Here is a 13,653-nt window from a genome sequence, read left to right as displayed (position 1 = left end):
TGTCGTGGTCCTCACGTGCTGGGAGGCTGAGGACATGCGCAGCCTCCATCTCAGCCGCGTCATCGCGGCCCCGCCCCAGGAGGTCTACGACTTCGTCGCCGACCCCTTCCACCTCGCGGCGTGGGCGTCCGGGCTCACCGAGGGGACGGTGCAGCAGGAGGGCGATCGCGTGGTCGTCGACTCGCCGATGGGGCGGGTCGAGGTGGAGTTCGTGCCGCGCAACGAGCACGGCATCCTCGACCACGACGTGACGCTGCCCTCCGGCGAGGTGGTCCGCAACCACATGCGCGTCCTGGGCCACCCGCAGGGTGCCGAGGTGATCTTGACGCTGCGCCAGCTCGGTCTGAGCGAGGAGGAGCTCGAGCGGGACCGCCGGCTGGTCGAGGCCGACCTCGACCAGCTCAAGGGTCTGCTCGAGACCACGTTCTAGGCGCCCGGGGCCACGGCCGGGCACGCCGGCACCTCGTTCCTGCCGTTCCGGACCACGTCCTGGCCGCTCCCCGCTGTTTCGCCCGGCGTGCACGATGGCGACACCACCCGCCAAACGCGGGCTCGCGCGCATCGTGCACGCCGGGCAAAACCTGGTCGGGGCGCGAAACCCGGACCGGGACCGCCTGCCGGACCCGCGGGCCTCAGACCCTCCGCACCGTGAGTGCCGGTGGCGAGACCAGCGTCTGGGCCACGACGCAGTAGCGCTCCGTCAGCTCGAGCAGCCGCGCGACCGTGGCTTCGTCGGCGTCCGTGTCGAGGTCGAAGAACAGCTCCACCCCCGTCAGCCCGACGGGCGCAGCGCGGTCCACGCCGAGCGTTCCGCGCGCGTCCCACGTGCCGTCGGCCGTGACGACGGCGGACCGCAGCTCGACACCCAGGGCGGTGGCGACCGAGGACAGCGTGACGCCTGCGCAGGCGACCAGCGCCTGCAGCAGGATGTCGCCGGAGCAGGCCTGGGTCCCGTCACCACCGGCCGCGGGGTGCAGGCCGGCGACCACGTCCCCCGCCCAGGTCGGGACGGTCGCGGTCAGCGCCCGCTGGTCGACCCTCGCGGTGGCGGTGCTCGGCGTGAGCGCGCTCGCGGGGTCGTCCCGGTATGCCGTCTTCAGCGGCCGCTGCCGCTCCCGCAGGGCGGCGGCGGGCGAGGTCTGGCTCACGTCCGTCATCACGCCACCGCCCCGACCGCTCGTGGGGGCTGCGGGTGGTCGCCCGGCGGCTCCACGCCGTACCCGGACTCCTCGAGCTCGCGGACGAGCGGGATGACCTCGCGTCCGAAGCGCTCGAGGTCCTCGTGCACGTGCAGGAAGCCCAGCAGCAGCACGTCGACGCCGGCCGCCTTGTAGTCCACGATCCGGCGGGCGACCTGCTCGGGGGTGCCGATCAGGCCGGTGCGGAAGCCGTCGTTGTACTGGACCAGGTCGCGGAACTCCGAGTCGGCCCACATCCCCTTGCCGTCCGGGGCGGAGGCTCCGGCCTGCTTGACCGCCTCGCCGAAGCTGCGCACCTTGTCGCCGTCTGCCCTGGCGATGATCTCCTCGACCACGTCGACCGCCTCGGTGTCGGTGTCGCGGACGACCGCGAAGCCGTTGAGGCCGAAGCGCACGGCGTCGGCACGCCCGTGCCGCTCCGCCCGGCCGCGCACGTCGACGACCTGCTCGCGCACGCCCTCGACCGTGCTGCCGTTCATGAAGTAGACGTCGGAGAGGCGGCCGGCCATCTCCCGGGCGGCGCCGGAGTTGCCGCCCTGGAAGATCTCGGGCGCCCGGGCCGGAGAGGGGCGGAAGACGACGTCGCGGGTGCGGTAGAAGTCGCCGCGGAAGGTGAACGGTTCCTCCTGCCACAGGCCGTGCAGCACCTCGATGAACTCCTCGGACCGGCGGTAGCGCTCCTCGTGGTCGAGCCAGTCGAGCCCCAGGCGGGTGTACTCGTCCTTGAACCAGCCGGAGACGACGTTGAGCGCCAGCCGGTTGTCGTGCAGCGCCTGGGCGGTCGAGGCGAGCTTGGCCAGGATGTGCGGCGGCCACTGGCCGGGATGGATCGCGGCGATCACCCGCAGCCGCTCGGTGGCGGCGAGCAGCCCGAGGGAGAAGCTGACCGACTCGTGCTGGGCGTCCGCGCCGTAGCTGGCGAGGTAGCGCACCTGGGTCAGCGCGTAGTCGAAGCCGACCTGCTCGGCGGTGCGGGCGACCTCGATGTTGTAGGCCGGGCCGTGGTCGGTGCGCTGCTCGATCGTGGAGACGACCAGGCCGCCGGAGACGTTGGGAACCCAGTAGGCGAAGGACAAGGGGTTGTCGGCGAGGGACACGGGTCAGGCTCCGATCAGCTCGAGGGGCCCGAAGCTCCCCTGGTGGTGGACGAGGGGCGCGGCGGCGGCGCGGGTGGTGGCCCGCTCGACGCGCGCGAGGGCGAGGAAGGAGTCGCCGGCCTCGACGAGGTCGACGAGGGTGGTGGTCAGGCGCACGGCGCAGCCGTGGACGTCGGGCAGACCGCCGGTCCAGCCCCAGGTGCCGTCCTCGGCGAAGCGTCGGGAGCGGTCTGCGGCGAACCGGGTGGCCACGTGCGCCTGGTCCCGGCCCAGCAGGTGGAGCGCGGCACGGCGGGTGCGGCCGAGCGTCACCAGGCTGGAGGAGTCCTTGCCGATGTTGAAGCTGACGAGGGGCGGGGCAAGGCTCACCGAGGCGATCGAGATCGCGGTGAAGCCGGTCGGGTCGATGCCCGGCGCGCGGGCGCCGGTCACCACCCAGGTGCTGGTGGCGGCGTGGCGGAAGGCGCTGCGCAGGTCGGGCGGGGCGACGTGCAGGGTCGCTGAAGACATAGGTCATCTCCTGAAGATTCTGCGGGTATGCCGCTCGTGGCGGCGGGGAAAGGGTGGTGGCGGCGGTCAGCGCGCGCGCTCGGCGGTCAGCTCTGCTCGGCGGTGACCGCCGAAGGCATCTCCTGGAAGCAGCAGGACATTTGGGAATCCTCCATCGGTCCTGGCGTGAGCACCCTTCCCCGGGCGGGGCGGTTGCTGCGGCGTCGACGAGCCAGGTCTCTCGGCCGCTCTGGATGGTGGAGCGATCAGATCACAGATTCTTCGGAGAAGTCAAGCGTCCGGGTCTGGGGCGTGGTCCGGCAGGGGTCAGCCGGTCCACTCCCCGGTGCCCCAGGCGTGCTCGAGCACCCGGTCGTAGGGCGTGGTGTCCCAGCCCTGCGCGGTCACCCAGGCGTCGTCGCAGTAGGTGTCGGCGTAGCGGCTGCCGTCGTCGCACAGCAGGGTCACGATCGACCCGGGACGACCGGCGGACCGCAGCTCGCAGGCCAGGCGGAGCACGGCATACATCGCGGTGCCGGTGGAGGGGCCGCAGGACAGGGCGGTCTCGCGCAGCAGGAAGCGCATGGCCGCGACCGAGGCGGCGTCGGGCACGCCCATCATCCGGTCGACCACGCCCGGGACGAAGCTGGGCTCGACCCGGGGCCGGCCGATGCCCTCGATCCGCGACCCGCACGGCGCGAAGCCCTCGCGCCCGCCGACGAAGGAGGGCAGGAAGGCCGAGCCGTCCGGGTCGACCACGCACAGGCGCGTCGCGAAGCCCCTGAGCCGCACGTAGCGGCCGATGGTCGCCGAGGTGCCACCCGTGCCGGCGCCGACGACGACCCACTCGGGCACCGGGTGAGGCTCGAGGGCCAGCTGGTCGAAGACCGACTCGGCGATGTTGTTGTTGCCGCGCCAGTCGGTGGCCCGCTCGGCGTAGGTGAACTGGTCCATGAACCAGCCGTCGTGGCGCTCGGCCAGCTCCCGGCTCACGTCGTAGACCGCGGCCGCGTCGTCGACCAGGTGGCAGCTCCCGCCCTCCCGCTCGATGAGCGCGATCTTCTCCGGGCTGGTGTCCCGGTGCATGACCGCCACGAAGGGCAGGCCGAGCATCCGCGCGAAGTAGGCCTCGCTCACCGCGGTCGAGCCCGAGCTGGCCTCGATCACGGCCGTGCCCTCGCGCAGCGAGCCGTTGCACAGCGCGTGCAGGAACAGCGAGCGGGCCAGCCGGTGCTTGAGGCTGCCGGTGGGGTGGGTGGACTCGTCTTTGAGGTAGATCTCCACTGCCCAGCCCGGCGGCAGGTCGAGCTTGACCAGGTGGGTGTCGGCGCTGCGGTTGGCGTCCGCGGTCAGGCGCCGGACGGCCTCGTCGGTCCAGGCCCGGTCGGCCGGGCGGGCAGGGAGCACGTCGTCCAGCGGGCGGGGTGCGGCCACCTGCTCACTCGTCATGCGAACAACCTACGCGGCGCGGGTCAACGCGTGGCTCCGGTGATGAGCCAGGCGTCGCCGCGGGCCCGCCACACCAGCCCGGCGGCCCGGACGGCCATGAACGCGCCGAAGGCCACCCACAGCCAGACCAGACCGGTGACGCCGACGACGCCGACGGCCTTGAGCGCGAGCGCCATCGGCAGGTAGACGACCAGGAAGACGGTCTGGGCCACCGCCAGCCAACGGGCGTCGCCGGCGCCGATGAGCACCCCGTCGAGGACGAAGGCGACCCCCGAGACGGGCTGGACGACGGCGACGACGACGAGGGCGGCGGCCAGCGCGGCGCGCACCTCCGGGTCGCTGGAGAAGCCCAGCGGGATGATCCGGTGCAGCAGGAGGATCAGTGCGGTCAGGACGAGCCCGAACCAGACGCCCCAGCGGACCATCAGCCAGGTGACCGCGTGGGTGTCCTCGACCTCGCCGGCGCCCAGCGACTTGCCGGTCAGCGCCTGAGCCGCGATGGCGAGGGCGTCGAGGGCGAAGGTGAGCGCGCTCCACACCGTGATCGCGACCTGGTGGGCGGCCAGCTCGGGCTCGCCGAGCCCGGCGGCGACCCACGTGGTGATCAGCAGGACGGCGCGCAGCGACAGGGTCCGGACGAGCAGGGGTATGCCGTCGAGCGCCGAGCGCAGCACGCCCGCCGTGGCGAACCCGAGCGAGGCGCCGAACCGCGAGGCTCCCCGGATCACCACGACGACGAGCGCCACCGCCATGCCGGTCTGCGCCACCACCGTCCCCCACGCGGCACCGGCGATCCCCCAGCCGACGCCGTGCACGAGGAGCAGCGACAGGGCGGCGTTGGTGGTGAACCCGGCGACCGCCACGATCAGTGGCGTCCTCGTGTCCTGCAGCCCGCGAAGCACGCCGGTGGCAGCGAGGACGAGGAGCATCGGGGGTATGCCGAGCGCCGAGACCCGCAGGTAGGTCACCGCCTCCGCGGTCGCGTCGGGCGTCGCGCCGAAGATCGCGACGAGGGGCTCGGCCCAGACCCACACGACGAGCGCCGCCAGGACGCCGAGGACCAGGGAGAGCCACAGGCCGTCGACGCCGGCGGTGAGCGCACCGCGCTCGTCACCGGCGCCGAGCCGGCGGGCGACCACGGCGGTCGTGCCGTAGGCGAGGAAGACGAAGATGTTGACGGCGGTCAGCAGGACGCCGCTGGCGACGCCGAGCCCGGCGAGGGAGGAGGTGCCGAGGTAGCCCACGATCGCGGAGTCGGCGAGCAGGAAGAGCGGCTCGGCGACGAGCGCGAGGAAGGCGGGGACCGCGAGCCGGAGCACCTCGCCGCGCAGGCCGCGGGGGTCCGCCCCGGGCGCTGGGGAGGGATCCATGGGCAGTGAGTCTGCCATGTCGGAGAAGAACTTCTCCTCCACAGGGTGTGGGTAACGTCGGTGCAGGTCAGCGCGCCCCCGACGCGGAAACTCCTCCGCCGTCCACAGGGCCGTCCACAGTCGTCCACAGGCGGTGCGGAGTGTCGTCCACGGGCTGCCCACACGTTGTCCACAGGCACGGTTGGTGGGGTCCGCGGAAGGGCCTACGGTGGCGCGAGGGTCGTCGCCGGGCAGGGCGTGCGGCGGGTCTGTCGGTGCGCAGTGGTGTGGTCGTGTCAATGGTCGGACGAGAGCTGGAGAGCGGATGTCGCTGAGCGAGCTGGAGCAGGCGTACGGGACGCCGGACGCCCCTCCCGAGGAGCGGTTGCCGCCCCAGGACGTGGCGGCCGAGCAGAGCGCGCTGGGGGCGATGCTGCTGTCCAAGGACGCGATCGGGGAGTGCTCCGAGCTCGTGCGGGCGGCGGACTTCTACCGGCCGGCGCACGAGCGGATCTACGACGCAGTCATCGACCTGTTCTCGCGGGGGGAGCCCGTCGATGCGATCACCGTCGCCGACGAGCTGACCAAGCGCGGCGACCTGGCCAGGGTGGGCGGCACGGCCTACCTCCACCAGCTCATCGCCCAGGTGCCCACGGCTGCCAACGCCGCCTACTACGCCGAGATCGTCGCCGAGCGGGCGATCCTGCGGCGGCTGGTCGAGGCCGGCACGCGGATCGTGCAGATCGGCTACGGCGGGGGCGATGTCGAGGAGGTCGTCAACGCGGCCCAGGCCGAGGTCTTCGCCGTCGCGGACAAGCGGGGCGGGGAGGACTACCACGCGCTCGGGGACCTGATCCAGCCGACGACCGACGAGATCGAGCACAACGCCAGCTCCTCGGGGGAGATGGTCGGGGTGCCGACCGGCTTCACCGAGCTGGACGAGCTCACCAACGGGCTGCACCCCGGGCAGATGGTGATCGTGGCGGCGAGGCCGGCTGTCGGCAAGTCCACCTTCGCGCTGGACGTGGCGAGAGCGGCAGCGATCAAGCACCGCCTGCCGAGCGTCGTCTTCTCCCTGGAGATGAGCCGCACGGAGATCACCATGCGTCTGCTGTCGGCGGAGTCGGAGATCCCGTTGCAGAACATGCGCAAGGGCAACATGCGCGACCGCGACTGGACCAAGCTGGCCGAGACGCAGGGGCGGATCCACGACGCCCCGCTGTTCATCGACGACTCGCCCAACATGTCGCTCATGGAGATCCGGGCCAAGTGCCGCCGGCTCAAGCAGCGCAACGACCTCAAGCTCGTCATCGTCGACTACCTGCAGCTGATGAGCTCGGGCAAGCGGGTCGAGTCCCGTCAGCAGGAGGTCGCCGAGTTCTCACGTGCGCTCAAGCTGCTGGCCAAGGAGCTCGAGCTGCCGCTGATCGCCCTGTCGCAGCTGAACCGTGGGCCGGAGCAGCGGACGGACAAGAAACCGCAGATGAGCGACCTTCGCGAATCGGGATCGATCGAGCAGGATGCCGACCTCGTCATCCTCCTTCACAGAGAATCCCTGTATGAGAGAGAATCGCCTCGAGAAGGAGAGGCGGACGTGATCGTGGCCAAGCACCGCAACGGTCCGACCGACACGGTTGTCGTCGCGTTCCAGGGCCACTACAGCCGGTTCACGAACATGGCGAGCAACTTCTGACGGGGCTGTCGAGATGCAGCCAATCTTGCACGACTGACCTCGCTATGTAACATTGCCCCGCCTATTGGAAATGGCGATTCAGATAACCAAACATTATGACAGGGGGTTGAGTCAGCCCCACATGCAGGTGATGAACTAGCCACTCACTGGAACCCAAGCTGCTATCAACGATCCCTTCCAGCGTGGTCCAGTTGAGGGTGCCACCCACGAGCACACCGACGGCAGGCACAACCTTGCCGAGCCCCTGCTTGGTCATACGAAGGCTGAAAGCCTTGGCGAACTGTCCGGCAACTCGAGCGACGATCGTCTCGTTCAGAACGGCCCAGGTCTTGCCACGAAAGAGAGCTTGAGTGAGCCGCGAGATGTCGGCCATAGCGGCGGTCTTGGCTGTAGCTGACGCCGCCGTCCCCGCGTTGACGACGGACATGGCGAAGAGCTTCTCTGCTGGCTCTTCAGGGTCATAGCCGTAGAACAGGGAAACGTGACCAACGCGCAAGGCCGCGAAGTACTCCTTCTACAACACCTCGCCCTACACGCTGCCCTCGCTGACCGGCGACAGCGCCAACATCAAAGGCCAACCTGCTCTCCTACGTCGACGGCTTCAACGACAACGTCCGCGACGTATTCACCCGGTTCGGGTTCGAGGAGCAGGTCCAGCGGCTCGAGGAGGCCAACGCCCTCTACCTGGTGGTCCAGGAGTTCGCCAAGCTCGATCTGCGTCCCCAGCACGTGAGCAACACCGAGATGGGCTCGGTGTTCGAGGAGCTCATCCGCAAGTTCGCCGAGGCGAGTAACGAGACCGCTGGTGAGCACTTCACCCCGCGTGAGGTCATCGCCCTCATGGTCGACCTGCTGCTGGTCGGCGACGAGGACGCCACTGCGCCGGGCAAGGCCGTGAATCGCCGTGTCTACGACCCGGCGGCCGGCACCGGCGGGATGCTCTCGACGATGGACGAGCACCTGCGGGAGCAGAACCCCGCTGCGCGGCTGCTCATGGCCGGTCAGGAGATCAAACCCCAGCTCGTATGCCGTGTGCAGGGCGGACATGATCATCAAGGGTCAGCCGGTGGACGCCATCGCCCTGGGCAACACCCTCACGGACGACGCTCACGCGGGCAAGGACTTCCACTACTGCCTGTCCAACCCGCCGTTCGGGGTGGAGTGGAAGACCTCCCAGCGCGAGGTCGTCAGGGAGCACAAGCAGTTGGGCTTCAACGGTCCGTGCTCGAAGCGAGACTGCTGGAACTGACGAAGGATCCGGCCTGGCAGGAGAACCTCCTGCCGTCGATGCTCACCCGAAGACGCGAAAGATTGCGTGCCGGAGCGAGCAGTCGCTCGATTCCCATCACCCGTTTGGGGCGGAAGGTTTTTGGGTAGGTAGGCAGGGGTCCATGAACGGTGCCTGACCAGTGGAAAGGAAGAGCCGTGAAAGCTCTGCGAGGAGTGCCTTGACCTTCCACGCGGAGTTCAGTAGGGTGCCCTCCACTCCGCACAGTGCCGACACCCCAGCACTGTCCTTCTTGAGATGAAAGACGGCGACACGTCATGAGGAATTCTGTTTTCTTGCCGCTCGTTGCGGCGGCTGCGGTCGCGCTGGGATCGGGGTGTGCCGGCCCGGACGGCGACAGTTTGGCCGAGCAGACCCAGGCCGGAGCCGACGTCGGCGCTGATGTCACCCCGGAGGGGGACGGGGCCAACGCTGAAGGTGACGTGTCAGCGAATGACATTGCGGACGAGGAGCTGCATGGGCAGTTGGTGGAGAGTTTTCCAACTGACCAGGTGCCGCTCTACGCAGGGGACGTCGTGGGCAGTCTGGGCCGGATGTCTGACTACCTCGGCCTGCCCGAATGGAACGTGGACATGACGACGGCTGATTCCTTCGACGACGTGGATGTGGCGATTCGAGATGCCTACTCGGCTGATGGCTGGGAAATTGCCAGCGAGAGTAAGAACCCCTTCGGTGGAAACATGCTGATCGCCCGAAGTGGTGACTACATCGCCACGATCACGTATCAGGAAGCAGACAACGATGGCACTTCGATCAATTACGGAGTGAGTCAGCAGTAGGATCGTGCGAACAGAAGGGGCGGGGTCGCGGTGGACGTGTCCGTCCGCCGCAGCTCATGGCTGACATCCGTTCGGTGACCCCGACCGACGCCTCCACTCCGACGTCCTCTGGGGTGTCGTCGAGCCGGGGGGACTCACCGCTGCACGATGGTGGTCACGACCTCCGTCAGGGAAGGTCGCCGCGGGGTCGAGGAGAAGCCGAACCGCGCCGGTGGGTCGACCACGGTCAGGCAGCCGAGGTCGAGCCCGTCCAGCCGGGCGGATACCGACCTGATGGCACGGACGTCGGTCGCCCCGTAGTACTCGCGCCGCCCCTGCCCCGCGCTTCCTCGGGTCCGGACACCGCGCAGGACCACGCGCGCGACGGGGTCCGTCACTGCAGAGAGCAGCGGACTGGCCGCGACACTGCGTGGTATGCCGCGTAGCGCCCAACCCAGGACGGTTCGTCGACCGAGCGCAGCGGTGAGAGTCAGCGATGCGGTGATCACGCAGACCGCTGTGCTCCGGCTGCCAGCCAGCACCGTCGATCCGGGCTCGGCCGTGCAGCGCACTTCGACCGGCTCGATCCGGGTCTCGTCGAAGACGTACGTGCCGCCGACGAAGTCGGCCACCTCCTGCGTCGGTGCCAGCAGGAGCCGGTGACCGTCGCCCAGCTCGATCATCACGTCGGCGAACGAGCCGAGCGGCGAGGTGTCCCAGATCCCGACGACCAGCCGGGCGCCGCTGGACGTACCGACCCCGAGGATGCGACCGTTGAAGGTCCAGGTGCGCGACGCCACACGCCTATCATCGCGGTCACAGCCACGTCGTGCCCACGCACAGGCTCAGGTGGGGTCGCTGTGGCCAGGCCGGACCAGGCCGGTCTCGTAGCAGCGGACGACGACCTGGACCCGGTCGCGGACGCCCAGCTTGGCCAGGATCGCGCTGACGTGCGACTTCACGGTGGGCTCGGACAGGTACATCCGCGCAGCGATCTCGGCGTTGGACAGGCCCTGTGCCACGTAGCGCGCGGTGTCGAGCTCGCGCGGCGACAGTGCCGTGAACGCCTCCCCGACGCCCCCCGGGGGGTGCGGCGCCCTGACGAACTCTGCGAGCAGCCGGCCGGTCACGACGGGGTCCAGGATCGCCTCGCCCGCCGCGATGGTGCGGACGGCTTCGATGAGCTGACCGGGACTGACGGTCTTGAGCAGGAACCCGCTCGCACCGGCGCGGACGGCGTCATACACGTAGCTGTCGCCGTCGAACGTGGTCAGGATCAGCACCCGGGTCCTGATCGAGGGATCGGCGAGCAGGGACCGGGTCGCTGCGATGCCGTCCATCTCCGGCATCCGCACGTCCATGAGGAGCACGTCGGGCCGGAGCTCCCGCGCCGACGCCACGGCTCGCCGCCCGTCGCCGGCCTCGCCGACGACCTGCAGGTCCGACTGGGTGCCAAGGATCATCTGGAAGCCGGAGCGGACCAGTGCCTGGTCGTCGGCGATCAGCACCCGCGTCGCCGCGCTCATGCGCGTGTCGGCAAGGTTGCGGCGACGAGGAAGGAGCCGTCCGGTTGGACTCCGGCCTGCAGGGTGCCGCCGTAGAGGCGGACCCGCTCACGCATGCCGACCAGACCGTGCCCGGCGCCGTTCGAGGCCTCCGGCGTCGCGCTGCCCGCGGCGTTGTGGATGCGCACCACGAGAGCGTGCTCGCCATACTCCACCTCGACGCGTGCCTGCGCGCCCCCGGAGTGCTTCAGCGCGTTGGTCAGCGCCTCCTGAACGATCCGGTAGGCGCACAGCTGCTGTCCCGGCGGCACGAGGCTGCGCTCGCCGGCGACGGTCAGCGTCACCGCCATACCCGCCTCCCGGAGCCGCTCCACCAGACCCGGCAGCTGCTGCAGGCCGGGCTGTGCCTCGAGCCCCTCACCCGTCCCACCGTCGCGGAGCAGGCCGAGCAGCCGTCTCATCTCGGCCAGGGCCTGCTGCCCGGTCTCCCGGACGGCGCTCAGCGGCACCCGGGCGGAGGTCGGGTCGTCGGTGAGCAGCTGCTCGGCCGCCGCCGCCTGCACGACCATCACGCCCATGCCGTGGGCGACGACGTCGTGGAGCTCCCTGGCGATCCGGGCGCGTTCGTGGACGACAGCCGCTTCCAGGGCCTCGACCGCGGCGGCGCGCTCGTCGCTGGCGGCTGCCTCGGCGCGCCACCGCTCCTGTTCCCGGCGGCGAATCGTGCGGCCCGCCAGCCACGCAGCAGCTGAGAAGATCGCCGCGAAGGCGAGGTCGTCGACCTGCCAGCCGGACAACGCCACCACGTGCAGCGCTGTCGCCGCGCCCACGAGGGCGGTGACCGCCACCATCCTCCCGCCGCCGGCGTGCCGGCCGAGGCTGTAGAGCAGCACGAGCCCGGCCAGCAGCCCGGACAAGGTGTTGGTCGGCGCCGAGACCAGCGCCTCGACGGCCAGCGCCGCAGCACCGACGGCTGCGGCCGCCGCCGGAGCGGACCGCCGGGCGGCCACCGGCGCAGTCTGGCAGAGCAGCAACATCCCGGGCAGCAGCCCGCGCCAACCTGCCTGGCCCGCGGAGGCGAGCTCCACCTGGCCGCCCAGGGTGATCACCGCGGCCAGCGCGACGTCGAAGGAGACACCGGCACGCCAGTCGGTTCCGCCGTACGCCTTCGCGTTCGCCACCACGGCCACGTCTCAAGACTAGATCCCTGGCCCAGATCCGTCCTCCGTCCCAAGGATGAGCGCACTCGGCCCCGGGTCGGGGCGGGGCAGGTGCGAAAGGGGACCGGCGGCGGGTCGGTCCATGCCCGATGCCCGAGGCGCAGCGCCACCGAGGCTCCTAGCGTTCCTGGCATGACCACGTACCGATCGACCCACATCCGCAGCACCGTCCGGCACGCCATGGCCACCACGACGGCCGCGCTCGTCATCGGCGCCGCCGTCCCCGCCTCGGCGGCGGCACCGACGCACGACGTGCCTGCCGCGGGCGAGGTCGTCACGTGCGACACGGTCGGGGCCCTGACCGCCACGAGCGGCAGCCTCCGACAGCGTGAGACGACCACCATCGACGGCCGGGGGCGGGCACACGTGCTCTTCACCATCTCCACCGACCATGTCCGCCTGGTCGGCGCCGACGGCACCCGCTACCGGCTGACCGGCGGAGGCTTCGACCACGTCCTCTACCCCGGCGGCGCGGTCACCGGCGACGTCCTCTCCGAGCACGAGCTCTTCTTCTTCAACGTCGTCACCGATGGCGACATCGTCGGGGTCGTCCGGTTCCGGCTACGCACCGGATCCGACCAGATCCCCCACGTCGTCGACGCCAGCACCTGCCAGCTCCCCGGCATGTCCTGACCACCACGCAAAACCCAAGGAGACCACCATGAAACGCACACTCATCGTCGCCGCCACCGCCGCCCCGTGCCTGCTCGCGCTGTCCTACCCGTGGCGCGACGCCACCCACGGCGCGGGCGCTGCGCTCAGCAGCATCGGCTGGTTCGGCTTCCTGCTCGCCCTGGTCATCGTCGCGGTCACCTCGGCCACGCTCGGCCTGCGCAGACTGCGCACCCACGCAGCCTGAGCCACGGCCGGCGCCAGGGTGGTGGTCAGCCCGCGGGGCCAGCGGCAGCACCGGGCCCGCGGAGCCAGCACAGGGTCTCCGTCGAGCCCTGCAGCTCGAGGCGGCGCCACAGGACGCTCCCGGGGACGGCCTGGCTCGCGTGCTGGGCGATGGCTTCGTGCTGCGCAGCACGGTCGACCTCCACCACGAAGTGCCCCACGGAGCGACCCACGAACGGGACGCCCGTCTCGGCCACCAGCTGCCTGGCGAGGTCCTCGGGCAGGGTCCAGGCCAGCACCGGCAGGTCGAGCCGCTCGGCCGTGACCAGCGCGGCACCGGTGGCGGCGACATGGTCCGGGTGGCCCGAGATGCCCGTGCTGTCGAAGACGAGGAGACCTTCGGGCCGGGTGTCGTCCGCCGCCTCGCGCACGAGGGCGGCGACCTGCTCCGGGTCGAGGTCCCCCAGCCCACCGTCGGGCAGGTCGAGCAGCCTGGTCGAACGCGCACCCAGCGCGCGCCCGGCCGCCTCGAGCTCGGCTGCCCGGACCGTCGCCAGGTCCGGTGCCGCCCCCAGGGTGGACGCCTCGCCCCGGGTCAGGCAGAGCACGTCCACGGCAGCACCGGCGCGGGCGAAGGCGTCGATGAGCGCGCCCAGGCCGAAGGACTCGTCGTCCGGGTGCGCGACCACGGCGAGCACGCGCTGCCAGGAGGGGAGGGTCTGCGGTGCGGTGAGCATGGCACGATCATCTCCCGGCCCGGTGACCGCGA

16 protein-coding genes, 1 pseudogene and 1 riboswitch are annotated in these 13,653 nt (G+C 70.7%); of the genes and pseudogenes, 7 read left to right on the top strand and 10 right to left on the bottom strand.

All coding sequences use genetic code 11. The features are described 5' to 3' along the window. Positions 1–34 precede the first annotated feature (34 nt). A complete protein-coding gene (locus DV701_RS11965) occupies positions 35–430 on the top strand; it encodes an SRPBCC family protein (RefSeq protein WP_114928542.1) in 396 nt (131 codons plus the stop codon). A gap of 202 nt (positions 431–632) precedes the next feature. Here DV701_RS11965 and DV701_RS11960 read toward each other — a convergent pair whose 3' ends face one another. The 5 genes from DV701_RS11960 to DV701_RS11940 form a co-directional block, all read right to left on the bottom strand. Further along, complete coding sequence (locus DV701_RS11960; protein ID WP_228255000.1) at positions 633–1,148, bottom strand: OsmC family protein; 516 nt, start codon at positions 1,146–1,148, stop codon at positions 633–635. An 8-nt stretch (positions 1,149–1,156) separates the two neighbouring features. Next, a complete protein-coding gene (sfnG, locus tag DV701_RS11955; RefSeq protein ID WP_114928538.1) occupies positions 1,157–2,296 on the bottom strand; it encodes a dimethylsulfone monooxygenase SfnG in 1,140 nt (379 codons plus the stop codon). Between the two features lie 3 nt (positions 2,297–2,299). Further along, on the bottom strand, positions 2,300–2,806 hold the full coding sequence (locus tag DV701_RS11950) for a flavin reductase family protein (protein ID WP_114928536.1): 507 nt from the start codon (positions 2,804–2,806) through the stop codon (positions 2,300–2,302). A 148-nt stretch (positions 2,807–2,954) separates the two neighbouring features. After that, positions 2,955–3,046: riboswitch (SAM riboswitch) on the bottom strand. Between the two features lie 66 nt (positions 3,047–3,112). After that, positions 3,113–4,234: a PLP-dependent cysteine synthase family protein gene (locus DV701_RS11945; protein ID WP_114928534.1), complete on the bottom strand. Its 1,122-nt coding sequence runs from the start codon at positions 4,232–4,234 to the stop codon at positions 3,113–3,115. A gap of 23 nt (positions 4,235–4,257) precedes the next feature. Continuing rightward, a complete protein-coding gene (locus DV701_RS11940; RefSeq protein ID WP_114931085.1) occupies positions 4,258–5,604 on the bottom strand; it encodes an MATE family efflux transporter in 1,347 nt (448 codons plus the stop codon). Between the two features lie 304 nt (positions 5,605–5,908). Here DV701_RS11940 and dnaB point away from each other — a divergent pair, with 304 nt between their 5' ends. Beyond that, positions 5,909–7,276 (top strand): replicative DNA helicase, encoded by a 1,368-nt coding sequence (gene dnaB, locus DV701_RS11935; protein ID WP_114928532.1) that lies wholly within the window; start codon positions 5,909–5,911, stop codon positions 7,274–7,276. A 61-nt stretch (positions 7,277–7,337) separates the two neighbouring features. Here dnaB and DV701_RS11930 read toward each other — a convergent pair whose 3' ends face one another. Further along, complete coding sequence (locus DV701_RS11930) at positions 7,338–7,772, bottom strand: EcsC family protein (protein ID WP_114928530.1); 435 nt, start codon at positions 7,770–7,772, stop codon at positions 7,338–7,340. Positions 7,773–8,020: 248 nt separating this feature from the next. On the opposite strand from DV701_RS11930, the pseudogene DV701_RS19035 reads away from it, so the two are divergent. From DV701_RS19035 to DV701_RS11920, 3 genes and pseudogenes are all read left to right on the top strand, one after another. Continuing rightward, positions 8,021–8,236: pseudogene (locus DV701_RS19035) on the top strand (N-6 DNA methylase); the annotation flags it as partial. Positions 8,237–8,342: 106 nt separating this feature from the next. Beyond that, the gene (locus DV701_RS19030; protein ID WP_229574831.1) at positions 8,343–8,525 is read left to right on the top strand and encodes an N-6 DNA methylase; all 183 of its coding nucleotides are present in this window, start codon (positions 8,343–8,345) and stop codon (positions 8,523–8,525) included. A gap of 296 nt (positions 8,526–8,821) precedes the next feature. Next, entirely contained in the window at positions 8,822–9,343 is a 522-nt protein-coding gene (locus DV701_RS11920) for a hypothetical protein (protein WP_114928528.1), read from the top strand. Positions 9,344–9,477: 134 nt separating this feature from the next. Here DV701_RS11920 and DV701_RS11915 read toward each other — a convergent pair whose 3' ends face one another. The 3 genes from DV701_RS11915 to DV701_RS11905 are packed head-to-tail and all read right to left on the bottom strand — an operon-like array spanning position 9,478 to position 12,017. Continuing rightward, complete coding sequence (locus tag DV701_RS11915; RefSeq protein ID WP_114928526.1) at positions 9,478–10,122, bottom strand: hypothetical protein; 645 nt, start codon at positions 10,120–10,122, stop codon at positions 9,478–9,480. A 45-nt stretch (positions 10,123–10,167) separates the two neighbouring features. Beyond that, a complete protein-coding gene (locus DV701_RS11910) occupies positions 10,168–10,848 on the bottom strand; it encodes a response regulator (RefSeq protein ID WP_114928524.1) in 681 nt (226 codons plus the stop codon). Further along, the gene (locus DV701_RS11905) at positions 10,845–12,017 is read right to left on the bottom strand and encodes a sensor histidine kinase (protein WP_114928523.1); all 1,173 of its coding nucleotides are present in this window, start codon (positions 12,015–12,017) and stop codon (positions 10,845–10,847) included. The genes DV701_RS11910 and DV701_RS11905 overlap by 4 nt, the downstream gene beginning before the upstream one ends. 162 nt (positions 12,018–12,179) lie before the next feature. On the opposite strand from DV701_RS11905, the gene DV701_RS11900 reads away from it, so the two are divergent. Both DV701_RS11900 and DV701_RS11895 read left to right on the top strand, forming a co-directional pair. Next, complete coding sequence (locus tag DV701_RS11900) at positions 12,180–12,680, top strand: hypothetical protein (RefSeq protein WP_114928522.1); 501 nt, start codon at positions 12,180–12,182, stop codon at positions 12,678–12,680. A 28-nt stretch (positions 12,681–12,708) separates the two neighbouring features. After that, positions 12,709–12,906, top strand: a complete 198-nt coding sequence (locus tag DV701_RS11895) for a hypothetical protein (protein ID WP_114928521.1) — start codon at positions 12,709–12,711, stop codon at positions 12,904–12,906. Between the two features lie 25 nt (positions 12,907–12,931). Here DV701_RS11895 and DV701_RS11890 read toward each other — a convergent pair whose 3' ends face one another. Then, a complete protein-coding gene (locus DV701_RS11890; RefSeq protein WP_114928520.1) occupies positions 12,932–13,621 on the bottom strand; it encodes a PIG-L deacetylase family protein in 690 nt (229 codons plus the stop codon). Positions 13,622–13,653: the final 32 nt, after the last annotated feature.

It is taken from the genome of Ornithinimicrobium avium (genome assembly GCF_003351765.1).
Taxonomy (GTDB): domain Bacteria; phylum Actinomycetota; class Actinomycetes; order Actinomycetales; family Dermatophilaceae; genus Ornithinicoccus; species Ornithinicoccus avius.
The sequence above is the reverse complement of the archived record's forward strand: the minus strand, read 5'-3'. Positions and strand labels throughout refer to the sequence as shown.